This is a genomic window from Streptomyces sp. VNUA24 (genome assembly GCF_029167005.1).
In the GTDB taxonomy this organism is placed as follows: Bacteria; Actinomycetota; Actinomycetes; order Streptomycetales; family Streptomycetaceae; genus Streptomyces; species Streptomyces scabiei.
On record NZ_CP119143.1, the window covers coordinates 8,534,335 to 8,558,515 of the forward strand.

Below are 24,181 nucleotides of genomic sequence, written 5' to 3' on the forward strand. Positions count from 1 at the left end.
TTCAGCCCTCCGAGGGTGCGAGGCGCTGGAGCTCCGCCTCGGTCGACTTGAGCAGGTCGTTCCAGGACGCCTCGAACTTCTCGACGCCCTCGTCCTCCAGCAGCTGCACGACCTCGTCGTACGAGATCCCGAGCTTCTCGACCGCGTCCAGCTCGGCACGCGACTGCTCGTACGTGCCGGCGATCGCGTTGCCGCGGATCTCACCGCTCTCGGCGGTCGCCTCCAGCGTGGCCTCCGGCATGGTGTTCACCGTGTTGGGCGCGACCAGCTCGTCCACGTACAGCGTGCTCTTGTACGCCGGGTCCTTGACACCCGTCGAGGCCCACAGCGGACGCTGCTTGTTGGCGCCCGCGCTCTCCAGCGCGCTCCAGCGGTCGGTGGAGAAGACCTCCTCGTACGCCTGGTAGGCGAGCCGCGCGTTGGCGACACCGGCCTTGCCGCGGGCGGCCTTGGCCTCGTCGGTGCCGAGCGCGTCGATGCGCTTGTCGATCTCGGTGTCGACGCGGGACACGAAGAAGGACGCCACCGAGTGGATCTTCGACAGGTCCAGGCCGCGCTCCTTGGCCTTCTCCAGGCCGGCCAGGTAGGCGTCCATGACCTGGCGGTAGCGCTCCAGCGAGAAGATCAGCGTCACGTTGACGCTGATGCCGAGGCCGATGACCTCGGTGATGGCCGGCAGGCCGCCCATCGTGGCCGGGATCTTGATCAGCGTGTTGGGCCGGTCCACCAGCCACGCCAGCTGCTTGGCCTCGGCGACCGTCGCCTTGGTGTCGTGCGCCAGGCGCGGGTCGACCTCGATGGAGACCCGGCCGTCCTGGCCGCCGGTCGCGTCGAAGACCGGGCGCAGGATGTCGGCGGCGTCACGGACGTCCGCCGTCGTGATCATGCGGATGGCCTCTTCGACGGTGACCTTGCGGGCGGCGAGGTCGGAGACCTGCTGCTCGTAGCCGTCACCGCTGCTGATCGCCTTCTGGAAGATCGACGGGTTCGTGGTGACGCCCACGACGTGGCTCTGGTCGAGCAGCTCGGCGAGGTTGCCGGACGTGATGCGCTTGCGCGACAGGTCGTCCAGCCAGATCGCGACGCCCTCCTCGGAGAGGCGCTTGAGTGCGTCTGTCATGGAATTACATCTCCTACGTGTGGATGGAAGCGTCTGTGAGCGTCAGCGCCGGGCGGCGGCGAGGGATTCCTGCGCGACCGCGGCCACGTTCTCGGCGGTGAAGCCGAACTCCCGGAAGAGGACCTTGCCGTCGGCCGAAGCGCCGAAGTGCTCCAGCGAGACGATGCGTCCGGCGTCACCGACGTAACGGTGCCAGGTGAGCCCGATCCCGGCCTCGACCGCGACACGTGCCTTGACGGACGGCGGCAGAACGCTGTCCCGGTACCCCTGGTCCTGCTCCTCGAACCACTCCACGGACGGCATGGACACGACGCGGGTGGGCACCCCGTCGGCCTCCAGCCGCTCACGGGCCTCGACGGCCACATGCACCTCGGAACCCGTGGCGATGAGAACGATCTCCGGCGCGCCGTTCGACGCCTCGAAGAGCACGTAACCGCCCTTGGCGGCCGCCTCATTGGCCTCGTACGTCGGCACGCCCTGACGGGTCAGCGCCAGACCGTGCGGGGCGCCCCTGCCGAACTCCTTGGTCCAGCGCCTGAGGATCTCGCGCCAGGCGATCGCCGTCTCGTTGGCGTCGGCCGGGCGGACGACGTTCAGGCCCGGGATGGCCCGCAGGGAGGCGAGGTGTTCGACCGGCTGGTGGGTGGGGCCGTCCTCGCCGAGACCGATGGAGTCGTGCGTCCACACGTAGGTCACCGGCAGGTGCATCAGGGCCGACAGACGGACGGCGTTGCGCATGTAGTCGGAGAACACGAGGAACGTGCCGCCGAAGATGCGGGTGTTGCCGTGCAGCGCGATGCCGTTCATCTCCGCGGCCATGGAGTGCTCGCGGATGCCGAAGTGGATCGTGCGGCCGTAGGGGTTCGCCTCCGGCAGCGGGTTGTCCGCGGGCAGGAAGGACGACGTCTTGTCGATCGTGGTGTTGTTCGAGCCGGCGAGGTCGGCGGAGCCGCCCCACAGCTCGGGGATCACCGCGCCGAGCGCCTGGAGCACCTTGCCGGACGCGGCACGCGTCGCGACACCCTTGCCCGTCTCGAACTCGGGCAGGTGCGACTCCCAGCCCTCGGGCAGTTCGCCCGCGCTGATCCGGTCGAACTCGGCGGCGCGCTCGGCGTTGCCGTCACGCCACTCCTGCAGCTGCTTCTCCCAGACGGCACGGGCCTCACGGCCGCGCTCGCCGAGGGCGCGCGTGTGCGCGATGACCTCGTCGGAGACCTCGAAGCTCTGCTCCGGGTCGAAGCCGAGGACCCGCTTGGTGGCGGCGACCTCGTCCGCGCCGAGCGCCGAGCCGTGCGCGGCCTCGGTGTTCTGCGCGTTCGGGGCGGGCCAGGCGATGATCGAACGCATCGCGATGAACGACGGCCGGTCGGTGACGGCCTTCGCGGCCTCGATCGCCGCGTACAGCGCCGCCGGGTCGAGGTCGCCGTTCTCCTGGGGCTCCACACGCTGCACGTGCCAGCCGTACGCCTCGTACCGCTTCACGGTGTCCTCGGACACGGCGGTCTCGGTGTCGCCCTCGATCGAGATGTGGTTGTCGTCCCACAGCAGGACCAGGTTGCCGAGCTTCTGGTGACCGGCCAGCGAGGACGCCTCGGCGGAGATGCCCTCCTGGAGGCAGCCGTCACCGGCGATCACGAAGATGTGGTGATCGAACGGGGACTCGCCGACGGCGGCCTCCGGGTCGAACAGGCCGCGCTCGTAGCGGGCGGCCATCGCCATGCCCACCGCGTTGGCGACACCCTGGCCGAGCGGCCCGGTCGTCGTCTCGACGGCCTTGGTGTGCCCGTACTCGGGGTGACCCGGGGTCTTCGATCCCCAGGTGCGGAAGGACTCCAGGTCCTGGAGCTCCAGGCCGAAGCCGCCCAGGTACAGCTGGATGTAGAGGGTCAGGGAGGAGTGGCCGGCGGACAGGACGAACCGGTCACGGCCCACCCAGTCGGGGTCGGCGGGGTCGTGGCGCATCACCTTCTGGAAGAGGGTGTACGCGGCGGGCGCGAGGCTCATCGCCGTACCCGGATGGCCGTTGCCGACCTTCTGGACGGCGTCGGCGGCCAGGATCCGGGCGGTGTCGACGGCCCGCTGGTCCAATTCGTTCCACGCGAGGTCTGTAGTGGTCGGCTTGGTGCTCACCCTGGGTCAGGGCTCCTCTCCACATGTCTCGTGCCGGTGTTCTTCACGGCACCGGCCGTTGTCGAGCCTACCCCCGTAGGAACGCGCATTTTTTCGAGTCATTCCAGACTGCCGGGACTGTGTCCCGCCCGCCTCCCGACCAGTGGTTCGCATGCTGAGACCAGGGGGTTCCGCTGTTCGACATGTGAATACGCAGCCGCTCATCCGACTGCTCAACGCACGTGTGTCCGGCTCGCCCCGGAGCACCCGCCAACACGACCCCACCCCCTTGAAAGGCTGGCTCTGGGCAACGTCTACAGTGGCGTGGTACGCGCGAGCCGTCACGGGGAGTTCACAACCGAAGGCTTGCTGAGGAGTCTCTGTCAGGGGTGTGCGTGACGGCCGTCGAATCCCGTCCACCGGGCGTGCTGGGTACGAGCAGCACGAGCAGCAGCCGGGGTCAGCGGCCGATCGGGGCCCGAGTCATGGCGTTCGTGGCGCTCACCAAGCCACGGATCATCGAGCTGCTGCTGATCACCACCGTTCCGGTGATGTTCCTCGCGGAGCAGGGCGTCCCGGACCTCTGGCTGGTGCTCGCCACCTGCGTCGGCGGCTACCTCTCGGCCGGCGGCGCCAACGCGCTCAACATGTACATCGACCGCGACATCGACGCGCTCATGGAGCGCACGTCGCAGCGGCCGCTGGTCACCGGCATGGTCACCCCGCGTGAGGGCCTGGTCTTCGGCCTCACCCTCGCCGCCGTCTCCACCGCCTGGTTCGGCCTGCTGGTGAACTGGCTGTCCGCGTGGCTGTCGCTCGGAGCGCTCCTCTTCTACGTCGTCGTCTACACGATGATCCTCAAACGGCGTACGTCGCAGAACATCGTCTGGGGCGGCATCGCCGGCTGCATGCCGGTCCTCATCGGCTGGTCCGCGGTGACGAACTCGATGTCGTGGGCCGCGGTCATCCTCTTCCTCGTCATCTTCTTCTGGACCCCGCCGCACTACTGGCCGCTGTCCATGAAGGTGAAGGACGACTACGCCCGCGTCGGCGTCCCGATGCTCCCCGTGGTCGCCTCCAACAAGGTCGTCGCCCGGCAGATCGTCCTCTACAGCTGGGTCATGGTCGCCGTCTCCCTGCTGCTGACCCCCCTCGGCTACACAGGCTGGTTCTACACCTCGGTCGCCCTGGTGACCGGCGGCTGGTGGCTGTGGGAGGCGCACGCCCTGCAGAACCGCGCGAAGAACGGCACCACCGGCGCCAAGCTCAAGGAGATGCGCCTCTTCCACTGGTCGATCACCTATGTCTCGCTGCTGTTCGTGGCGGTGGCGGTGGACCCCTTCCTGCGCTGACGGCGAGTGGCCAAGCCCACAAACCCCACCGTCGCCGCCCGCCCTACCCATCGGTAGCATCCTGACCATGGCAGACACCAAGCAGGCAGACGAGGCCAAGGACGCCAAGGCCGCCGCGAAGGCCGACCGCAAGGCGGCCAAGCTGGCCAGGCAGATCGGCGCCTTCGCCAAGGAGCACCGCGGAGCCGAGGCCCAGGTCGCCTACATCGGCGAACAGGGCGCCCGTATCGTCCTCGTCGGCGAGGACGGCGGCTGGGGCGACCTGGTGGCACCGTCCTACGCGATCGCCGAGGCGGCCGTCGCCAAGGCCGGAGTCACCGTCCACGAGGACTTCGACGGCGAGTTCGCCGCCAAGGTCACGACCGGCCCCTACGAATGGTCCCGGATGGCCGGAATCCAGCTCGGCGGTCCGAAGAACAGCAACACCTGAGCCCGGCTCACCCGTTAGGCCCCGTGAACGACGGAGTCGTCCTCGGGGAGCCCGGATGATCGAAACGCCGTCCCTCGTGGACCAGTACTGCCACGGCGTACTGCGCACGGAACTGGGCCTCGGCACCTTCGAGGCCCACCTGGCGCGCAGCGAGGGCCCGCCGGCGCCCGGCACCACCTTCTTCGACACCCAGACCGGGTTCGCCGTACGCCGCTGGTGCCCGCCCCTGCTCGGCCTGGAGCCCCACTGCCCGCCGGCCCGCTATCTGGCCCGGCGCCGCGAACTGGGCGTCCTGGAGGCCGGCCGCAGACTCCTGCGGGGCAGCGGCATCACGACCTACCTCGTCGACACCGGCCTGCCCGGCGACCTCACCGGTCCGGGCGAGATGGCCTCCACCGCGGACGCCGACGCCCATGAGATCGTCCGCCTCGAACTCCTCGCCGAACAGGTCGCCGACACCTCCGGCACCGTCGACGCGTTCCTGGCCAATCTCGCCGAGTCGGTGCACGCGGCCGCCGCGCACGCCGTCGCCTTCACCTCGGTGGCGGGGGTACGGCACGGCCTGGCGTTCGCGCCGGAGCCGCCCGGGCCGGGGGAGGTGCGCGGCGCGGTGGGGCGCTGGCTCGCGCACCGGCCGGTCGGCGGGGCACTCACCGACCCCGTCCTCCTGCGCCATCTGCTGTGGATCGCCGTCGCCTCGGGCCGCCCCCTCCAGCTCCACGCAGGCCTCGGCGAACCGGGCCTGCGCCTCGACGCCACCGACCCGGTCCTGCTGACCGACTTCGCCCGCGCCACGGCCGGCCTCGGCACCGACCTGGTCCTGCTGCACGGCTACCCGTACCACCGTCACGCGGCCCATCTCGCCGGCGTCTTCCCGCACGTCCACGTCGACCTGGGCGCCGAACTCGTCCGCACCGGCGCACGTGCCGGCGCCGTGCTCGCCGAGGTCCTGGAACTCGCCCCCTTCGGCAAGATCCTTTTCTCCAGCGGCGCGCACGGCCTGCCCGAGCTGCACGTGGTCGGGGCCCGGCTGTTCCGTGAGGCGCTGGCCCGGGTGCTGGGGACCTGGGTGGCGGAGGGCGCCTGGTCGCCGGCGGACGCGCAGCGCGTGGCGGGACTGGTCGCGGCGGGGAACGCGCGGCGGGTGTACGGGCTGGGGTAGCCGGTGAGACTGGCCGTATGACCCACAGCGACGCGCCGGGCGGTTTACCCGCCCCCGCCACCGACACCGCGGCCCTGGTCGGACGGTTCCTTGACGGACTGCGGGACCTCACGCCGCTCGCCGTCTGGGCCCACGGCTCCCTCGGCGGCGGCGACTACCAGGAGGGCCGCAGCGACCTGGACCTGATCGCGGTCCTGGACGGCACGGTCACCGCCCGGACCGCCTGGCGGGTGGGGCGCCTGCACGCCGGGCTGCGCCACGCACCCCTGGCGGCGCACCTGCACTGCACGTATCTGACGCCCGGCACGGCGTCCGACCCCGGCCGGACTCACCTCACCTGGGCGCACGAGCGGCTGTTCCGGCGGACGGTCACCCCGGTCACCCGGCGCGAGCTGCACACCTTCGGTCTCGTCCTGCACGGCGAACCGCCCGGGGCGCTGCTGCCGCCGGTCTCCGACACCGAGCTGTACGCCTTCGTCGTGCGCGACCAGCGGGACTTCTGGCGCCCGGCGGTCGACCGGGCCAGTCTGTGGGACCAGGACGTCTGGGTCGACCTCGGACCGCTCACCCTGGCCCGCGCCACCGCCACCCTGCGCGAGGGCCGGCTGATCTCCAAGCGCGAGGCCCTGGACCTGCTGCCCGACCTGGGCGCACCCGTGGAGATCGTCGAGGACATCCGCCGGCGCCGGTACGGACGCCGGGCCGAGCCGGTGCCGCACCGGGGCGAGCTGACCCGGCGGTTCCTCGGCCCGGCGATCGACGACCTCGTACGGACGTACGGCTGAATCGTCGGGCGGGCCCGCCCCGGCCCCGGCCGCGTCTCAGCCGTGCGCGGCGACCGGCGTCTCCGTGACGGCCGGGCCCGGCACGTCCGCCTCGTCCACCGGGCGTTCCCGCAGGGACAGCAGGACGCGGAGCGTGGCGATCCACACCAGGCAGGAACCCAGCATGTGCGCGCCGACCAGGATCTCGGGGAGGTCGGTGAAGTACTGGACGTAGCCCACGACGCCCTGGGCCAGGAGGACCAGGAACAGATCACGCGTGCGGTGCAGCGGCTCGCGCGGGGCGTCCACCGCCTTCAGGACGAACCACAGGGCGAAGGTGAGCGTCACCACGATCCAGGCCAGCACCGCGTGCAGCTTGGTGACGTTCTCCCAGTTCAGCGGGATGCGATGGACCTCGCTGGAGTCGCCGGCGTGCGGGCCGGCCCCCGTGACGACCGTGCCCACCGCGATCAGCAGCAGCGTGACGCCCACCAGGATCGCCACCAGCTGCCGCACGGCCTGGCCGACCAGCGGACGCGGGGCGGTGTCGCCCTCGCCGGTGCGGTGCCACATCACGGCGGCGACGGCGATGAGCGCGGTGGAGAGCAGGAAGTGCGCGGCCACCGTGTACGGGTTGAGGCCGACCAGGACCACGATGCCGCCGAGCACCGCGTTGCCCATGACGACCCAGAACTGCGCCCAGCCCAGCCGGGTCAGGCTGCGCCGGTACGGCTTCTGCGAGCGCGCGGCGACGATCGCCCAGCCGACCGCCGCGCACAGCACGTACGTCAGCATGCGGTTGCCGAACTCGATGTAGCCGTGGACGCCCATCTCATGGGTCGCGGTGAGCGAGTCGTCGGTGCACTTGGGCCAGGTCGGGCAGCCGAGGCCCGACCCGGTGAGCCGCACCGCACCGCCGGTCACCACGATCACCACCGCCATGACGAGGGCGGCGAGAGCCGCCCGCCGGACCGTTCTGGGGTCCGGGGTCCAGCGTTCGGCGATGAAGGCGAGCGGGTTGCGCGCAGCGGAGACGAGGTCGTCGCGGGTCGGTTTCGGCACGCGCACCATGGTAGGCCCGTCGCTTGTGCACGCGTTCACGAGGGTACGGCCGGGGTGCTGACGTGCGCTTATTCCCAGCGGAAGTAGCGGGCGGCCGCGCCCAGCCCGAGCACCGCCCACACCGCGAGGATCCCGAGGTCGCCCCAGGGCACGCCGGCGCCGTGCTGGAGCACGTCCCGCAGCCCGTCCGACAGGGCCGCGATCGGCAGCAGCCCGAGCAGGCTCTGCGCCGCGTCCGGGAACTTCTCCAGCGGGACCACGACACCGCCGCCCACCAGCAGCAGCAGGAAGACCAGGTTCGCCGCCGCGAGCGTCGCCTCCGCCTTCAGCGTGCCCGCCATCAGCAGACCGAGGCCCGAGAAGGCGGCCGTGCCGAGGACCAGCAGGAGCAGCACGGCGAAGGGATTGCCCCGCGGGTCCCAGCCCATCGCGAACGCGATCACCGTGAGCAGGACGACCTGGAGGACCTCCGTGACCAGCACGGACAGGGTCTTCGCCGCCATCAGGCCCCAGCGGGGCAGCGGCGAGACCGCCAGCCGCTTCAGCACGCCGTAGCGGCGCTCGAAGCCGGTGGCGATGGCCTGACCGGTGAACGCCGTCGACATCACGGCGAGCGCCAGGACGCCCGGCGCCAGGAAGTCGACCGCCGCGCCCTCGCCGGTGTCGACGATGTCCACCGAGCCGAACAGCACCAGCAGCAGGGTCGGGATGACCACGGTGAGGAGCAGCTGCTCGCCGTTGCGCAGCAGCATCCGCGTCTCCAGGGCCGCCTGGGCCGCGATCATGCGGGGGAGGGGGGCGGCGCCCGGCTTCGGCGCGTAGGTCCCGGCGCCCCTGTCGGTGGTCGCGCTCATGAACGCAGCTCCTTGCCGGTCAGTTCCAGGAAGACGTCCTCCAGGGTGTGCCGCTCCACCGAGATGCGGTCCGGCATCACCCCGTGCTGGGCGCACCAGGAGGTGACGGTGGCCAGGAGCTGCGGGTTGATCTTGCCGGTCACCCGGTAGACGCCGGGCGTCAGTTCGACGGCGGCGGAGTCCGCCGGGAGGGCCTTGAGCAGGGAGCCGACGTCGAGGGCCGGGCGGCCGGTGAAGCGCAGGGTGTTCTCGGCGCCGCCCCGGCACAGTTCCTCGGGCGAGCCCTGGGCGACGACCCGGCCGCCGTCGATGATCGCGACGTCGTCCGCGAGCTGCTCGGCCTCGTCCATGTAGTGCGTGGTGAGGATGACCGCGACGCCGTCCGCGCGCAGGTCCCGGACCAGCTCCCAGGTGGCCCGGCGGGCCTGCGGGTCGAGGCCGGCGGTGGGCTCGTCGAGGAAGACCAGCTCGGGGCGGCCGACCACGGCCATCGCGAGGGCGAGCCGCTGCTGCTGGCCGCCGGAGAGCCGGCGGTAGGCCGTACGGCCGCAGCCGCCGAGACCCAGCCGCTCGACGAGGGCGTCCACGTCGAGCGGGTGGGCGTGCAGCCGGGCCACGTGCCGGAGCATCTCCTCGGCGCGGGCGCCGGAGTAGACGCCGCCGGACTGGAGCATCACGCCTATCCGGGGGCGCAGGGCGGCGGCCTCGCGGACCGGGTCGAGACCGAGGACGGACACCGAGCCGGAGTCCGGGCTCCGGTAGCCCTCGCAGGTCTCGATCGTGGTCGTCTTCCCCGCGCCGTTGGGGCCGAGGACGGCGGTGACGCCCGCTCCGGCCGTCAGGTCCAGGCCGTCCACCGCGGTCTTGTCGCCGTACCGTTTCACCAGGGAGCGGACCTGGACCACGGGGTCACTTCGCATGCGCCCGAGTCTAGGGACGCGGCCGGGCGCCGAGGCGGCCGGGTCCGGAGATCTCCTCCTCACGGGGCCGGTGCACGGGGAGCCAGCGCTCGGCGTACGCCACCGCGTCGGCCACCGGGAACAGACGTACGTCCGCCGCGCCCACCCTGGCCCGGCGGACCTCCCGGTCGCGCTCGAAGTCGTGGCCCAGCTCGTCGAACCGGTCCGAGTCGACCGCCACCTCGGTCACCACCTCCCAGCCCTCCGCACCCGGACGGCCCAGCTCGACCAGCGGCGCGGGCGTGCGGTACTCGGCCAGGTGGAAACAGGTGCAGGTGTCCCAGCCCGCGCCGAGCAGCAGCACCCGGGCGCCCGCCCGTTCCAGGCGGGCCAGCGGGCTGCGTTCGCCGAGGCTGCAGTCCGGGGCGTGGTCGGCGAGGAGCCCGGCCGCGGCCGGGCCGAGCGCCGCGAAGGACGTCTGGGGGTGCGCGCTGCGCAGGGCGCCCGGCCAGGTCCGTACCGTCTCGGGGATCACTCCCATCCCCCGGGACGGCGTGATCGCGGGGTCGTAGCCCGGCATGGTCGCCCGTATGGGCTCCCACCACTCCTCGGGCACCGGCGGACGGGCCCAGAGCGCGGGGTCCGAGAGGTCGCCGGTCTGGGTGGGGACGACCAGGGTGCCGTCCGGACCGAGCGCGTCGAGCAGCGCCAGGACCACCGTGACGGCGCCTCCGCAGACCCAGCCGAGCGCGCTGAGCGAGGAGTGCACGAGGAGGGTCTCGCCGGGTTCGACACCGGCGGCGCGCAGGTCCGCCGCCAGGCCGGCGCGGGTGACGAGCGGGCCGGTGGGAGGGGGTGTGGGCATGGTGTGGCAGTCTTCCGGAGCGGCTCGCGCGACGCCACCGAGTTGATCGATCAGTGATCGTTCTCCCAGGTCAGCTTAGGTTTGCCTAAGTGATGTACGGCACCGGCCGCCCGTCCGGACGCGGCTTGCCCCTGTCTGAGGAATTACGCAACAATGGCGTTGTGAAAAACGTCGGCGAGGCTCCGCAGGAGGAACTCGCGACCGGTGAGCGGTCCACCCGCAACCGGGTCGCGCGGTCCATCCTGTCCCACGGCCCGTCCACGGTCGCCGACCTCGCCGCACGCCTCGGGCTCACCCAGGCCGCCGTCCGCCGGCACCTCGACGCACTGGTCGGCGACGACGTCGTGCAGCCCCGCGAGCAGCGCGTGTACGGCGCGCGCACGCGCGGGCGCCCCGCCAAGGTGTTCGCCCTGACGGACTGCGGACGGGACGCCTTCGACCAGTCCTACGACAAGCTCGCGGTGGACGCGCTCCACTGGATCGCGGACCGCGAGGGCGGGGAGCAGGCCGTCGCCGCCTTCGCCCGCGCCCGGGTCGCCGCCGAGGCCGGTGCCTACCGCCGGGCCGTCGAGGCCGCGGACCCCGACGAGAAGACCGAAGCGTTGGCCAAGGCCCTGAGTGCCGACGGGTACGCTGCTACGGCGCGCAGCGCGCCCCACCCCCACCAGGGGGAGCAGCTCTGCCAGCACCACTGCCCGGTGGCGCATGTCGCCGAGCGTTTCCCGCAGCTCTGCGAGGCCGAGACCGAGCTGTTCGCCGAACTGCTCGGCACACACGTCCAGCGGCTGGCCACCATCGCCCACGGCGACGGCGTCTGCACGACGTTCATCCCCAGAATTCCCAAGACAGCCACCGACACCGCATCTGCACGTACCGCCGGGAGGAACCCCGCATGACGCTCCCCATCGAGGAGACCGCCCACCCCGAGCTCGAGGGTCTGGGCAACTACGAATACGGCTGGGCCGACTCCGACGTGGCCGGTGCCTCTGCCAAGCGCGGTATCAACGAGGACGTCGTCCGAGACATCTCCGCCAAGAAGAACGAGCCGGAGTGGATGACCAAGCTCCGTCTCAAGGGCCTGCGCCTGTTCGAGAAGAAGCCCATGCCGAACTGGGGCTCGGACCTCTCCGGCATCGACTTCGACAACATCAAGTACTTCGTGCGGTCCACGGAGAAGCAGGCGGAGTCCTGGGAGGACCTGCCCGAGGACATCAAGAACACGTACGACAAGCTCGGCATCCCCGAGGCGGAGAAGCAGCGCCTCGTCGCGGGCGTCGCGGCCCAGTACGAGTCCGAGGTCGTCTACCACCAGATCCGTGAGGACCTGGAGGAGCAGGGCGTCATCTTCCTGGACACGGACACCGCGCTCAGGGAGCACCCGGAGCTGTTCAAGGAGTACTTCGGCACGGTCATCCCGGTCGGCGACAACAAGTTCGCGTCGCTGAACACCGCGGTGTGGTCCGGCGGCTCCTTCATCTACGTGCCGAAGGGCGTGCACGTGGAGATCCCGCTCCAGGCCTACTTCCGTATCAACACGGAGAACATGGGCCAGTTCGAGCGGACGCTGATCATCGTCGACGAGGACGCCTACGTCCACTACGTCGAGGGCTGCACGGCCCCGATCTACAAGTCGGACTCCCTGCACAGCGCGGTCGTGGAGATCATCGTCAAGAAGGGCGCCCGCTGCCGCTACACGACCATCCAGAACTGGTCGAACAACGTCTACAACCTGGTCACCAAGCGCGCCGTGGCGTACGAGGGCGCGACCATGGAGTGGATCGACGGCAACATCGGCTCCAAGGTCACCATGAAGTACCCGGCCGTCTACCTGATGGGCGAGCACGCCAAGGGCGAGACGCTCTCCATCGCCTTCGCGGGCGAGGGCCAGCACCAGGACGCCGGCTCCAAGATGGTCCACATGGCGCCGAACACCTCCTCCAACATCGTCTCCAAGTCGGTGGCGCGCGGCGGCGGCCGTACCTCCTACCGTGGTCTCGTCGAGATCGGCGAGGGCGCGCCCGGCTCCAAGTCGAACGTGCTGTGCGACGCGCTGCTCGTCGACACGATCTCCCGCTCGGACACCTACCCCTATGTCGACGTCCGCGAGGACGACGTGTCCATGGGCCACGAGGCGACCGTCTCCAAGGTCTCCGAGGACCAGCTCTTCTACCTGATGAGCCGCGGCCTGAGCGAGTTCGAGGCGATGGCGATGATCGTGCGCGGCTTCGTCGAGCCCATCGCGAAGGAGCTGCCCATGGAGTACGCGCTGGAGCTCAACCGGCTGATCGAGCTGCAGATGGAAGGCGCGGTCGGCTGACGCGCCACCGGATCAGCGGCTAGCGGCCCGCCTCCCCGGGCGGGCCGACGTTCGAAAACGTAGGAAGAGAGCAGACCGACAGCCATGGCTGAGGCTCAGAATATCCCGGTGGGGTCCACCACCGCCGGCGCGGTGGCCGTTGCCGCCGAGTCGACCGTCGCCACGCGCATGAGCGCGCCCCCGTCCTTCGACGTGGCGGACTTCCCGGTCCCGCACGGCCGCGAGGAGGAGTGGCGGTTCACCCCGCTGGAGCGGCTGCGCGGGCTGCACGACGGCACCGCCGTCGCGAGCGACGGCGGCCTGAAGGTCGACGTGCAGGCCCCCGAGGGCGTCATCGTCGAGGGCGTCGGCCGTGACGACGCGCGCCTCGGCAGGGCGGGCACCCCCGTGGACCGCATCGCCGCGCAGGCCTACTCGGCGTTCGAGAGGGCCGGCGTGATCACCGTCCCCAAGGAGACGGTCCTCACCGAGCCGATCCGGATCGCCGTGCACGGCGAGGGCGGCACCGCCTTCGCCCACCAGGTGATCGAGCTGGGCGCCTTCGCCGAGGCCGTCGTGGTCATCGACCACACCGGTGACGCCGTCCTCGCGGCCAACGTCGACTACGTCCTCGGTGACGGCGCCAAGCTGACCGTCGTCTCCGTCCAGGACTGGGACGACAAGGCCGTGCACGTGGCCCAGCACAACGCGCTGATCGGCCGGGACGCGAGCTTCAAGTCGGTCGTCGTCACCTTCGGCGGCGACGTCGTCCGCCTCCACCCGCGCGTGTCCTACGCCGGCACCGGCGGCGAGGCCGAGCTGTTCGGGCTGTACTTCACGGACGCCGGCCAGCACCAGGAGCACCGCCTCCTGGTCGACCACAACGTCCCGCACTGCAAGTCGAACGTCGTCTACAAGGGCGCGCTCCAGGGCGAGGGCGCCCACGCCGTCTGGATCGGCGACGTGCTCATCGAGGCCAAGGCCGAGGGCACCGACACCTACGAGATGAACCGGAACCTGGTCCTCACGGACGGCGCCCGGGTCGACTCGGTGCCGAACCTGGAGATCGAGACCGGCGAGATCGTCGGCGCCGGCCACGCCTCCGCGACCGGCCGCTTCGACGACGAGCAGCTGTTCTACCTGATGGCCCGCGGCATCCCGGCCGACGAGGCCCGGCGCCTGGTCGTCCGCGGCTTCTTCGCCGAGCTGGTCCAGCAGATCGGCGTCGACGACATCCAGGAACGCCTCCTCGCGAAGATCGACGAGGAGCTGGAGACTGTGACTGGATCCGGCCGATGACCACCTACGTACGCGCCTGCGGGCTGAGCGAGCTGGAGGAGGACACCCCGAAGCGGGTGGAACTCGACGGCACGCCGGTCTCGGTCGTACAGACCGAGGGCGAGGTGTTCGCCATCCACGACATCTGCTCCCACGCGAACGTCTCGCTCTCCGAGGGCGAGGTGGAGGACTGCCAGATCGAGTGCTGGCTGCACGGCTCCGCGTTCGACCTCAGAACCGGCAAGCCGTCCGGCCTTCCCGCGACGCGCCCCGTCCCCGTATACCCCGTAAAGATCGAAGGGGACGACGTGCTCGTCTCCCTCACCCAGGAGTCCTGAGGAACCCATGGCAACGCTTGAAATCCACGACCTGCACGTCACCGTCGAGGCCGACAACGCCACGAAGGAGATCCTCAAGGGCGTCGACCTCACCGTGAAGCAGGGCGAGACGCACGCCATCATGGGCCCCAACGGCTCCGGCAAGTCGACGCTCGCCTACTCCCTCGCGGGTCACCCGAAGTACACGATCACCGGCGGCACCGTCACCCTCGACGGCGAGGACGTCCTGGAGATGTCCGTCGACGAGCGCGCCCGCGCGGGCCTGTTCCTGGCGATGCAGTACCCGGTCGAGGTCCCCGGCGTCTCGGTCTCCAACTTCCTGCGCACCTCCGCCACCGCCATCCGCGGCGAGGCCCCCAAGCTCCGCACCTGGGTCAAGGAGGTCAAGGAGGCCATGGCGCGCCTGAACATGGACCCCTCCTTCGCCGAGCGCAACGTCAACGAGGGCTTCTCCGGCGGTGAGAAGAAGCGCCACGAGATCCTCCAGCTGGAGCTGCTCAAGCCGAAGGTCGCGATCCTCGACGAGACGGACTCCGGCCTCGACGTCGACGCGCTGCGCATCGTCTCCGAGGGCGTCAACCGCGTCCGCGAGACCGGCGAGGTCGGCACCCTGCTGATCACCCACTACACGCGCATCCTGCGCTACATCAAGCCCGACCACGTCCACGTGTTCGCGAACGGCCGGATCGCCGAGTCCGGCGGCCCGGAGCTCGCGGACCAGCTCGAGGCCGAGGGCTACGACAAGTACGTGAAGGGTGGCGCATCCGCGTGACACAGCTGCCGGGCCTCCTCGACACCGAGGCGATCCGCAAGGACTTCCCCATCCTGGACCGCCAGGTCCACGACGGTAAGAAGCTCGTGTACCTGGACAACGCGGCGACCTCGCAGAAGCCGCGCCAGGTGCTGGACGCCCTGAGCGAGTACTACGAGCGCTACAACGCCAACGTCCACCGCGGTGTGCATGTGCTCGCCGAGGAGGCCACGGCGCTGTACGAGGGTGCGCGCGACAAGGTCGCCGCGTTCGTCAACGCGCCCTCGCGCGACGAGGTGATCTTCACCAAGAACGCCTCCGAGTCGCTGAACCTCGTGGCGAACATGCTCGGCTGGGCCGACGAGCCCTACCGGGTGGACTCCGAGACCGAGATCGTCATCACGGAGATGGAGCACCACTCCAACATCGTGCCGTGGCAGCTGCTCTCGCAGCGCACGGGCGCGAAGCTGAAGTGGTTCGGGCTGACCGACGACGGCCGCCTCGACCTCTCGAACATCGACGAGATCATCACGGAGAAGACGAAGATCGTCTCCTTCGTGCTCGTGTCCAACATCCTCGGCACGGTCAACCCCGTCGAGGCGATAGTGCGCCGGGCGCAGGAGGTCGGCGCCCTGGTCTGCATCGACGCCTCGCAGGCCGCGCCGCACATGCCGCTGGACGTGCAGGCCCTCCAGGCCGACTTCGTGGCCTTCACCGGCCACAAGATGTGCGGTCCGACGGGCATCGGTGTGCTCTGGGGCCGTCAGGAGCTGCTGGAGGACCTGCCTCCGTTCCTCGGCGGCGGCGAGATGATCGAGACGGTGTCGATGCACTCGTCGACGTACGCCCCTGCCCCGCACAAGTTCGAGGCGGGCACCCCGCCGATCGCCCAGGCGGTCGGTCTCGGTGCGGCGATCGACTACCTGAACTCCATCGGCATGGACAAGATCCTCGCCCATGAGCACGCGATCACCGAGTACGCGGTGAAGCGGCTCACCGAGGTCCCCGACCTGCGGATCATCGGCCCGGCCACGGCCGAGGAGCGCGGTGCGGCGATCTCCTTCACGCTCGGCGACATCCACCCGCACGACGTGGGTCAGGTGCTCGACGAGCAGGGCATCGCGGTGCGGGTCGGCCACCACTGTGCCCGTCCCGTCTGCCTGCGCTACGGAATTCCCGCGACCACCCGGGCGTCGTTCTATCTGTACTCCACCCCGGCCGAGATCGACGCCCTGGTCGACGGCCTGGAGCACGTACGGAACTTCTTCGGCTGAGGGGACGAGCGATCGCATGAAGCTGGACTCGATGTACCAGGAAGTCATCCTGGACCACTACAAGCACCCGCACGGCCGGGGCTTGCGGGACGGTGACGCCGAGGTGCACCACGTGAACCCGACGTGCGGCGACGAGATCACCCTCCGAGTGAAGTACGACGGCACGACCGTCGAGGACGTGTCGTACGAGGGCCAGGGCTGTTCGATCAGTCAGGCGTCGGCCTCCGTGCTGAACGACCTCCTCGTCGGCAAGGACCTCGCCGACGCGCGGAAGATCCAGGAGACCTTCCTGGAGCTGATGCAGTCCAAGGGGAAGATCGAGCCGGACGACGCGATGGAGGAGGTGCTGGAGGACGCGGTCGCGTTCGCCGGTGTCTCCAAGTACCCCGCCCGGGTCAAGTGCGCCCTCCTCAGCTGGATGGCGTGGAAGGACGCGACGGCCCAGGCGCTGGGCGCCGACGCCGACGTCGAAAGGAAGACGGCATGAGCGAGACCCTGGAGATGAAGCCGGCCTCCGAGGAGGAGGTCCGCGAGGCCCTGTACGACGTCGTCGACCCCGAGCTGGGCATCGACGTCGTCAACCTCGGCCTCATCTACGGCATTCACATCGACGACGCGAACATCGCGACGATCGACATGACCCTGACCTCGGCGGCCTGCCCGCTGACGGACGTCATCGAGGACCAGGCCAAGTCCGCGACGGACGGCATCGTCAACGAACTCCGCATCAACTGGGTCTGGATGCCCCCGTGGGGCCCCGACAAGATCACCGACGACGGCCGTGAGCAGCTGAGGGCGCTCGGGTTCAACGTCTGAGATCCGATCCGTGACAGGGGTGTGGCCCCCGGCGAACGAGACGTTCGCCGGGGGCCACACCCCTGTCCGCGCGCTGGGCCGGCCGCTCAGGCCAGTCCCTTGACCAGCCGGAAGCCGGTCTCCATCCAGTACTGCTGGTTGTGCTCGTAGCGCTCCAGACGGAGCTGGTTGTAGCGGACGCGGATGTAGTGGTTGGGGTAGTTCACCGACTCCAGCCCGACCACGTCCGTCTGCTCGTTGCGGGGGCAGAAGGTGGCGTCCTGCTTGAAGAGCTGGGAGCCGTCGTCGTAGGACGCGCGCAGCACGAAGTTCTGGTGCCGCGCGTACCGGCCGTCCTTCAGACGGAACGAGATGCAGGAGGACTTCGCGAGGCCGGAGACGACCGTGAAGGAGGAGTCCTGCCGGGTCCCGCGGTCGCTGCCGCTGCTCACCTGGTCCAGCTGGATCATGCCGTCGCGCAGGTGCCAGTACCGGTCCCGGAAGGAGGCGGACTGTACGGACTTGAACCGGGTGGAGGTGCTCGGCTTCTTGGTGGGCTTGGGCGACTCCGCCCCGCCCTGCTGGCTCTCCGAGGCGTCGGGTTCCTTGTCGTCCTTGCCCTTGTCCTCGTCCTTGCTCGCGCCCTTCTTGTCCTTCCCGGCGGCGTCCTTCTTGGCGTCGCCGTCGGCGCCCTGGGGCTCCGACAGACCGCTCTTGCCGTCCGGCGCCGAGGTCGCGGCGGGTGACGTGGGCGGGAGGGACACGGTGGGGACGCGGTCGTCGGCGGCGGTGGTGCGGCCGTTCTTCTCCGACGAGTCGTCAGGCCCCGAGCCCTGCAGGGTGATCGCCGTCACGCAGGAGGAGACCACGGCGAGAGCGAGGGCACCGGCCAGCCAGAGGCGGCGGGTGCCCGGTATGCGGGTGTCGTTCGGGGCGACCCCGGTCTCCCACACCTTCGCGGATCTGAGCATCGGAAGGCTGGGCGGGGTCTGGTCCGGATCAGGTCCGGGCTTAGTCGGCGGCATGCGCGGTTCCCTCGGCGTCGCCACAGGCGGACGCAAATTCGTCATGCGGATCAGGGAGGGTGGTACGTGTCACCGGTGTGTGCAAACCCTGGCGGTCGTCACGCATCCGGGAGATTGACCGTTGAAACAGTAGTTCACCAAGTGAGGTGCGGGGAGCCCTTTCAGTGAGCGCTTCCATAACGGAACGGCCCCGAAACGGGGGCCTCTTGAGGTTTGGTGGCGGCCAATTCCGCCCATAAGCACGCCTGTACACCCGATGTGTACAACCGTACATATGATGTGTACGCTCGTACACATGGGATATCTGTTGCTCGTCGGCGCCATAGCCGCCGAGGTGGCCGCCACCACCGCCATGAAGTACAGCGAGGGCTTCAGCAAGTTGTGGCCGTCGGTGGTGACCGGTGTGGGGTACCTCGTCTCCTTCGTCCTGCTCGCCCAGGCGCTGAAGTCGATGTCCATCGGCACGGCGTACGCGATCTGGTCCGGCGTCGGCACCGCGGCCGTCGCCGCGCTCGGGCTCATGCTCTTCGGGGAGCATCTGAGCGTCGCCAAGGTCGCCGGGATCGTGCTGATCGTCGCGGGAGTCGTGGTGCTGAACCTGGGAGGCGCCCACTGATGGCCCGGCGTCATGACCCCGAGCGGCGCCAGCGGATCATCGACGCGGCGATCCGGGTCGTCGCGGACCGGGGAATCGCCGGGCTGAGCCACCGGAGCGCGGCCGCCGAGGCGGACGTGCCGCTCGGCTCGACGACGTACCACTTCAAGACCCTCGACGACCTGATGGTCGCCGCACTGCGCCAGGCCAACGAGCGCTTCGCCCGGAGCGTCGCGGCACGCGAGGCCCTGCGGGACCCCGGCACCGACCTCGCCGCCGAACTGGCCGCGCTGGGCGGCGAATGGTTCACCGGCGACCGGACGGGCCTGGAGGTGGAGTACGAGCTGTACCTCGCCGCGCTGCGCCGGCCCGCGCTGCGCCCCGTCGCCGACGAATGGGGCCGCGCCTTCGCCGACTGTCTGACCGGCCGCACGGACCCGGTGACCGCGCGGGCGCTGGTCGCCCTGGTCGACGGCATCTGTCTGCAGGTCCTGCTGACGGGGACGCCCTACGACGAGGGGTACGCGCGGGAGGTGCTGGCGCGGGTGATTCCCTGAGCGGCCGGTGCGGCCGGTGCGGTCGGCCGTAGCGGGTTCTCGGTTGGGCGCGGGCCCTTGGCGGGGAGGGGCGATGGGCGGCAGTGTGGCCGTCAGCCGTCAGCCGTCAGCCGTCAGCCGTCAGCCGTCAGCCGTCAGCCGCTGGCCGTCTGTCGGCCGTGGTCATCGGGCGGCATCGTCGGGGAGGGGCCCGGCGTACACGGCCGCGTGCTCTCGTGTCCGTGCGGCCCGCTGGCGGGTCGGCGGGCCACCGTGCCCGGCCTGCCAGGCAGGCCGCCGCCCGGCACCGTATGTCCGTAAAGTGCCCGGCTCCTGAGACGGCCGTGCCATGGGTTGGCCCGTACCGCCTCCGGGCGGTTAGGTTGCCCTCATGACCGACACGACTGCTCCCCGCTCCACCGGCGCCGTGGCCGCCGGCCTCGCCACGATCGCCGCCGACGGCACCGTTCTCGACACCTGGTTCCCCGCGCCCGAGCTGGCCGCCGAGCCGGGCCCCTCCGGCACCGAGCGGCTGACCGCCGAGCGGGCCGCGGAGCTGCTGGGCGGCGGCGCGACCGCCGCGCTCGGTCAGGACGCGCGCCGGGGCGTCGAGGTCGTCGCGGTCCGCACGGTCATCTCCTCGCTCGACGAGAAGCCGCTCGACACGCACGACGCCTACCTGCGCCTCCACCTGCTCTCCCACCGGCTGGTCAAGCCGCACGGCCAGAGCCTGGACGGCGTCTTCGGCCTTCTCGCCAACGTCGCCTGGACCTCGCTCGGCCCGGTCGCCGTCGACGACATCGAGAAGGTGCGCCTCAACGCCCGCGCCGAGGGCCTGCACCTCCAGGTCACCTCGATCGACAAGTTCCCGCGCATGACGGACTACGTCGCCCCCAAGGGCGTCCGGATCGCCGACGCAGACCGCGTCCGTCTTGGCGCGCACCTCGCCGAGGGCACCACGGTCATGCACGAGGGCTTCGTCAACTTCAACGCGGGCACCCTCGGCACGTCCATGGTCGAGGGCCGGATCTCCGCCGGTGTCGTCGTCGGCGACGGCTCGGACATCGGCGGCGGCGCCTCCACCATGGGCACGCTCTCCGGCGGCGGCAACGTCATCATCTCCATCGGCGAGCGCTGCCTGGTCGGCGCCGAGGCGGGCGTGGGCATCGCGCTGGGCGACGAGTGCGTCGTCGAGGCCGGCCTCTACGTCACCGCCGGCACCCGCGTCACCATGCCCGACGGACAGGTCGTCAAGGCCCGCGACCTCTCCGGCGCCTCGAACATCCTCTTCCGCCGCAACTCGGTCACCGGCACGGTCGAGGCCCGCCCGAACAACGCGGTCTGGGGCGGCCTGAACGAGATCCTGCACAGCCACAACTGACCCCCCACGGCCCCACGTACGGGTTACTCGGCGTGACCTTCGGGCTGTTTCGGCAGATGAACGGGCGGACACGGAGTCCGATCAGCTGCCGAGCCGACGAAATGAGGGGCCGACGAGATGAGGGGCCGAGGGATGAGGAATGACCGGGTGAGGAGCGCGGCGCGCGTGGTCACGGGGGTGCTGGCCGGGGCGACGGTGTGCTGGCTGCCCGTCGGGGCCGCGCACGCGGACGAGAGCAACACCGCCTCGCACAACGGCCCCCGTATCGGGCTCGTCAACGTCGGCCAGGTCGACGACCCGATGGAGGACGTGCTGGAGCACACCCTGCTGTTCGGTGACGGGTACCGCTGGGGCTGACCCGGCCGTCGTCGGGGTTCCGGGCCCGTACGCGCAGACGCGCGTACGGGCCCGGCGTCGTTCTCCGGCGCCCGCACGGCTTTCTTCCCCGTCGCGGCATAGCCGGGTGCGGGTCCGCGCGTCACTAGGGGCACAGGGGCGGGACACGGGGCCCGCCGGGGAAGAGAAGGTGACGATGGATGCCGCAGGGCAGGAGAGTTTCCGGGAATTCGTGGCAGGGCGGTCGTCGGCTCTGCTGAAGACCGCCGTGCTGCTGAGCGGCGGGGACCGGCACGCCGGCGAGGATCTGCTGCAGAACGCGCTGATCAAAGCCGCCGGGCGCTGGCAGCGCATCGACGAACCGGAGGCGTACGTACGGCGGATCCTCTACCGGCAGCAGGTCAGCCGATGGCGGCTGAAGTGGCGGCGCCGGGAGCTGACCGTCGCCGAGCCGCCCGAGAGCGGCGCCGCCGACGGGGCGGCCGGGGTGGAGCTGCGGCTCGTGATGCGCGGGGCACTGGCCCGGCTCACCGCCCGGCAGCGGACCGTTCTCGTCCTGCGCTACTTCGAGGACCTGCCCGAGGGAGAGGTGGCCCGGATCCTCGGATGCTCCGTCGGGACCGTCCGGTCCACGACACACCGCTCGCTCGCCCGGCTGCGCGAACTCGCGCCCGAGCTGGGCATGCTCGGGCCCGCCGCGGCCGAGCAGACCCCGACCCGTGACTTCTCACCCGTGGAGGTGCGTCCGTGAACGTCGACGAACTGGTGCGCGACTCCCTGCGGGAGCAGGCCGCCGAACAGCCGCCCCTGGGGCCGGGCTTCGCCGACCGGGTCCTGACCGCCCGGCGCCGCCGCCGGAACCGGTCGATCGCGACCGTCGCCGCGGCCACCGCCGCCGTGGTCGCCGTCGCGGTGGCCGTCCCCCTGCTGGACTCCGGCAAGCACGAGGTGCGGCTCGCCACCGAGATGAACCGGAGCGACATCATCGCCCACCCCGACCAGTCGCCGCCGCGCGATCTGATCGCGGCGGGGGACGTGGCGCTGGCGGGCTACTACACCCTCGACACCGTCAAGACCTCGAAGGACACCGCGGTCAGCGCGCGCGCTTACCACATCCTCGACCAAGAGACCGGCAAGTACGTCAAGGACACCCGCTGGTCCCAGATCTCCGTCGCCCCCGGCATGCGGACCGCCGCCGTCCTGGAGAAAAACCTGCCCGCCCGGCGGATCGGGCTCCTCAACCTGCTCACCGGTGACATCGAGCGCTGGATTTCCGTCGATCGGGGTGTAGCGGCCGTCTCGTTCTCGTCCGACGGCGCCAGGCTGGTCGCCACCACCTACAGCAAGAACCCTGACGAGCTGACCAAAGCGTCCAACGACGTCGACGGCGACGGCAAGAAGAACGACTTCGTGCCCCAGTTCTCCGAGTCGTACCGGACCGGCTTCTACCTCGTCGATGTCGACTCCGGCCGGACCACGTGGAGCGAGACCCCACCGGAGAAGGACGATGAGCTGCCGATCGTCAACTCCCGTCAGGACTTCTCCTTCAGCGGCGACGGCACGCTGGTCCGCTCGGGGCTGGCTGTGGAGCCGCACGATCAGTACTACGACCTCCAGGGCAACAAGGTCGCCAAGCCGGCCAACGAGAAGTATCTGACCTGGTCCTTGCCGGCGCGGCTCTCCCCGGACGGTAAGCTCGCCGCCGGTGCCGGGGCGACCGGCCCCGAGATCCTCGACCCCTACACCGGCAAGCGGCTCCACAAGGTCCGTGGACAGCAGTTGCTCGCCTGGGTCGACAACGAGCGGCTCATCGCCTGGGACATCAAGCCCGGCGACAACGAGTTCCACAGCGCCTTGGTGCTCGTCACCATCGGCAGTGACACGACGCTCAAGCTCAGCGGCGCCCTCAAGGGCAACGACGGGGCACCCGGTCGCTGGAACCCGATCTTCGCCACCCGCTGACCAACAGCCCTCAGACGGCCACCACCCGTTCGTACGCCGCCAGCAGCCCGTCGGTCGCCTCCTGACCGGCGGGCCGCAGGGGTGCGCGGACCGGGCCGGCGGGCAGGCCGAGCCGTCCCAGGAGCGCCTTGGCCGTGACCGTGCCGGGCAGGCCCGAGGCCATCATCAGCTCGATGAGCGGGACGGCGCGCCGCTGGAGCCGGGCCGCCCCGGCGGTGTCGCCCGCGTCGAACGCGTCGATCACCGCCCGGACCTGGCGGGGGACCGCGTTCGCGACCGTGCTGACGTAACCGGACCCGCCGATCGCGTACAGCGCGAGCACGTACTCGTCGCAGCCGGTGTAGTACGCCAGTTCCGTCTCCGCCAGCACCTTCTGGGTGCCCAGGAGGTCGTACGCGCAGTCCTTCACCGCCACGATCCTCGGATGGTCCGCCAGGCGGATCATGGTCTCCGGGGCGATGCGGGTGCCGGTGCGGCCGGGAATGTCGTACAGGGCGACGGGCAGTCCCGAGGCGTCGGCGAGTTCCAGGAAGTGTGCCTCGACCGCGTCCTGCGGGGGCGTGCTGTAGTACGGCGTGACCGCCAGCAGACCGTCCGCGCCGGCCTTCTCGGCCGCCAGCGCCAGTTCCACGGTGTGCCGGGTGTCGGCGGTGCCCACCCCGGCCACGATCACGGCCCGGTCGCCGACCGCCCCGCGCACGGCCCGGATCAGCTCCGTCTTCTCCGCGTCCGTCGTCGTCGGCGACTCGCCGGTCGTCCCGGAGAGCACCAGCCCGTCGCACCCCTCGGCCACCAGCCGGTCGGCCAGCCGCTGGGCTCCGTCCAGGTCGAGTGCGCCGGAGGGGGTGAAAGGCGTGATCATCGCGCAGAGGGCGCGGCCGAAGGGGGCGGAGCGCGCCGGGGAGGCGGGCGTGGGGCCGTGAGCGTGCGTGTGAGCGTGGGTGAGGGTGCGGGTCATACGGGTAGTCTCGGGGGCTCCATTGTGAAGCTCCACTTA

Annotated in this window: 26 protein-coding genes; 18 read left to right on the forward strand and 8 right to left on the reverse strand. The window is 70.7% G+C overall.

Features of this window, described 5'->3' with window-relative positions:
• Position 1 precedes the first annotated feature (1 nt).
• Together tal and tkt are read right to left on the reverse strand one after the other, a co-directional pair.
• On the reverse strand, positions 2-1,120 hold the full coding sequence (gene tal / locus PYR72_RS36580) for a transaldolase (protein ID WP_275459273.1): 1,119 nt from the start codon (positions 1,118-1,120) through the stop codon (positions 2-4).
• A gap of 42 nt (positions 1,121-1,162) precedes the next feature.
• Entirely contained in the window at positions 1,163-3,250 is a 2,088-nt protein-coding gene (gene tkt, locus PYR72_RS36585; protein ID WP_275459274.1) for a transketolase, read from the reverse strand.
• Positions 3,251-3,624: 374 nt separating this feature from the next.
• Here tkt and PYR72_RS36590 point away from each other — a divergent pair, with 374 nt between their 5' ends.
• From PYR72_RS36590 to PYR72_RS36605, 4 genes are all read left to right on the forward strand, one after another.
• Positions 3,625-4,581 (forward strand): heme o synthase, encoded by a 957-nt coding sequence (locus tag PYR72_RS36590; RefSeq protein ID WP_275459275.1) that lies wholly within the window; start codon positions 3,625-3,627, stop codon positions 4,579-4,581.
• A 67-nt stretch (positions 4,582-4,648) separates the two neighbouring features.
• Complete coding sequence (locus PYR72_RS36595) at positions 4,649-5,011, forward strand: hypothetical protein (protein ID WP_037728135.1); 363 nt, start codon at positions 4,649-4,651, stop codon at positions 5,009-5,011.
• Positions 5,012-5,066: 55 nt separating this feature from the next.
• Positions 5,067-6,173: an amidohydrolase family protein gene (locus tag PYR72_RS36600; protein ID WP_275459276.1), complete on the forward strand. Its 1,107-nt coding sequence runs from the start codon at positions 5,067-5,069 to the stop codon at positions 6,171-6,173.
• Positions 6,174-6,190: 17 nt separating this feature from the next.
• Positions 6,191-6,958, forward strand: coding sequence for a nucleotidyltransferase (locus PYR72_RS36605; RefSeq protein WP_275459277.1), 768 nt, complete (start codon positions 6,191-6,193; stop codon positions 6,956-6,958).
• Positions 6,959-6,994: 36 nt separating this feature from the next.
• Here PYR72_RS36605 and PYR72_RS36610 read toward each other — a convergent pair whose 3' ends face one another.
• Genes PYR72_RS36610 through PYR72_RS36625 form a run of 4 tightly spaced genes read right to left on the reverse strand, consistent with a single transcriptional unit; the run spans position 6,995 to position 10,617 of the window.
• Positions 6,995-8,008, reverse strand: a complete 1,014-nt coding sequence (locus PYR72_RS36610; RefSeq protein WP_275459278.1) for a COX15/CtaA family protein — start codon at positions 8,006-8,008, stop codon at positions 6,995-6,997.
• A gap of 59 nt (positions 8,009-8,067) precedes the next feature.
• Complete coding sequence (locus PYR72_RS36615; RefSeq protein ID WP_275459279.1) at positions 8,068-8,853, reverse strand: ABC transporter permease; 786 nt, start codon at positions 8,851-8,853, stop codon at positions 8,068-8,070.
• Positions 8,850-9,773, reverse strand: a complete 924-nt coding sequence (locus PYR72_RS36620) for an ABC transporter ATP-binding protein (protein WP_275459280.1) — start codon at positions 9,771-9,773, stop codon at positions 8,850-8,852. Before PYR72_RS36620 ends, PYR72_RS36615 begins: the two co-directional genes overlap by 4 nt.
• A gap of 10 nt (positions 9,774-9,783) precedes the next feature.
• Positions 9,784-10,617 (reverse strand): AAC(3) family N-acetyltransferase, encoded by an 834-nt coding sequence (locus PYR72_RS36625; protein WP_275459281.1) that lies wholly within the window; start codon positions 10,615-10,617, stop codon positions 9,784-9,786.
• A gap of 161 nt (positions 10,618-10,778) precedes the next feature.
• Between PYR72_RS36625 and PYR72_RS36630 the strand changes: the two genes are divergently transcribed.
• The 8 genes from PYR72_RS36630 (at position 10,779) to PYR72_RS36665 (ending at position 17,370) form a co-directional block, all read left to right on the forward strand.
• The gene (locus PYR72_RS36630) at positions 10,779-11,513 is read left to right on the forward strand and encodes an ArsR family transcriptional regulator (protein ID WP_275459282.1); all 735 of its coding nucleotides are present in this window, start codon (positions 10,779-10,781) and stop codon (positions 11,511-11,513) included.
• Complete coding sequence (sufB, locus tag PYR72_RS36635; protein WP_275459283.1) at positions 11,510-12,934, forward strand: Fe-S cluster assembly protein SufB; 1,425 nt, start codon at positions 11,510-11,512, stop codon at positions 12,932-12,934. The genes PYR72_RS36630 and sufB overlap by 4 nt, the downstream gene beginning before the upstream one ends.
• A gap of 84 nt (positions 12,935-13,018) precedes the next feature.
• Positions 13,019-14,212 carry a Fe-S cluster assembly protein SufD gene (sufD, locus tag PYR72_RS36640; RefSeq protein ID WP_275459284.1) on the forward strand — a complete coding sequence of 398 codons (1,194 nt, stop codon included), beginning with the start codon at positions 13,019-13,021 and terminating at the stop codon, positions 14,210-14,212.
• Positions 14,209-14,529, forward strand: coding sequence for a non-heme iron oxygenase ferredoxin subunit (locus tag PYR72_RS36645; protein WP_045560919.1), 321 nt, complete (start codon positions 14,209-14,211; stop codon positions 14,527-14,529). Before sufD ends, PYR72_RS36645 begins: the two co-directional genes overlap by 4 nt.
• Before the next feature lie 7 nt (positions 14,530-14,536).
• On the forward strand, positions 14,537-15,301 hold the full coding sequence (sufC, locus tag PYR72_RS36650) for a Fe-S cluster assembly ATPase SufC (protein WP_275459285.1): 765 nt from the start codon (positions 14,537-14,539) through the stop codon (positions 15,299-15,301).
• Positions 15,298-16,554, forward strand: a complete 1,257-nt coding sequence (locus tag PYR72_RS36655; RefSeq protein WP_275459286.1) for a cysteine desulfurase — start codon at positions 15,298-15,300, stop codon at positions 16,552-16,554. Before sufC ends, PYR72_RS36655 begins: the two co-directional genes overlap by 4 nt.
• A 16-nt stretch (positions 16,555-16,570) precedes the next feature.
• The gene (sufU, locus tag PYR72_RS36660) at positions 16,571-17,041 is read left to right on the forward strand and encodes a Fe-S cluster assembly sulfur transfer protein SufU (protein WP_037728144.1); all 471 of its coding nucleotides are present in this window, start codon (positions 16,571-16,573) and stop codon (positions 17,039-17,041) included.
• A complete protein-coding gene (locus PYR72_RS36665) occupies positions 17,038-17,370 on the forward strand; it encodes a metal-sulfur cluster assembly factor (protein ID WP_005477879.1) in 333 nt (110 codons plus the stop codon). Before sufU ends, PYR72_RS36665 begins: the two co-directional genes overlap by 4 nt.
• 86 nt (positions 17,371-17,456) lie before the next feature.
• Here PYR72_RS36665 and PYR72_RS36670 read toward each other — a convergent pair whose 3' ends face one another.
• The gene (locus PYR72_RS36670) at positions 17,457-18,320 is read right to left on the reverse strand and encodes an AbfB domain-containing protein (protein ID WP_275459287.1); all 864 of its coding nucleotides are present in this window, start codon (positions 18,318-18,320) and stop codon (positions 17,457-17,459) included.
• Between the two features lie 349 nt (positions 18,321-18,669).
• Here PYR72_RS36670 and PYR72_RS36675 point away from each other — a divergent pair, with 349 nt between their 5' ends.
• The 6 genes from PYR72_RS36675 (at position 18,670) to PYR72_RS36700 (ending at position 23,184) form a co-directional block, all read left to right on the forward strand.
• Positions 18,670-18,990: a multidrug efflux SMR transporter gene (locus PYR72_RS36675; RefSeq protein ID WP_013004553.1), complete on the forward strand. Its 321-nt coding sequence runs from the start codon at positions 18,670-18,672 to the stop codon at positions 18,988-18,990.
• A complete protein-coding gene (locus tag PYR72_RS36680; protein ID WP_275459288.1) occupies positions 18,990-19,526 on the forward strand; it encodes a TetR family transcriptional regulator in 537 nt (178 codons plus the stop codon). Before PYR72_RS36675 ends, PYR72_RS36680 begins: the two co-directional genes overlap by 1 nt.
• Positions 19,527-19,896: 370 nt before the next feature.
• The gene (gene dapD, locus PYR72_RS36685) at positions 19,897-20,886 is read left to right on the forward strand and encodes a 2,3,4,5-tetrahydropyridine-2,6-dicarboxylate N-succinyltransferase (protein ID WP_210551443.1); all 990 of its coding nucleotides are present in this window, start codon (positions 19,897-19,899) and stop codon (positions 20,884-20,886) included.
• A gap of 132 nt (positions 20,887-21,018) precedes the next feature.
• The gene (locus PYR72_RS36690) at positions 21,019-21,243 is read left to right on the forward strand and encodes a hypothetical protein (protein ID WP_275459289.1); all 225 of its coding nucleotides are present in this window, start codon (positions 21,019-21,021) and stop codon (positions 21,241-21,243) included.
• Between the two features lie 175 nt (positions 21,244-21,418).
• Positions 21,419-21,973 carry a SigE family RNA polymerase sigma factor gene (locus PYR72_RS36695; RefSeq protein ID WP_013004558.1) on the forward strand — a complete coding sequence of 185 codons (555 nt, stop codon included), beginning with the start codon at positions 21,419-21,421 and terminating at the stop codon, positions 21,971-21,973.
• Positions 21,970-23,184 (forward strand): WD40 repeat domain-containing protein, encoded by a 1,215-nt coding sequence (locus PYR72_RS36700; protein WP_275459290.1) that lies wholly within the window; start codon positions 21,970-21,972, stop codon positions 23,182-23,184. The genes PYR72_RS36695 and PYR72_RS36700 overlap by 4 nt, the downstream gene beginning before the upstream one ends.
• Positions 23,185-23,194: 10 nt before the next feature.
• Here PYR72_RS36700 and dapA read toward each other — a convergent pair whose 3' ends face one another.
• The gene (dapA, locus tag PYR72_RS36705) at positions 23,195-24,178 is read right to left on the reverse strand and encodes a 4-hydroxy-tetrahydrodipicolinate synthase (protein ID WP_275459291.1); all 984 of its coding nucleotides are present in this window, start codon (positions 24,176-24,178) and stop codon (positions 23,195-23,197) included.
• Positions 24,179-24,181 lie beyond the last annotated feature (3 nt).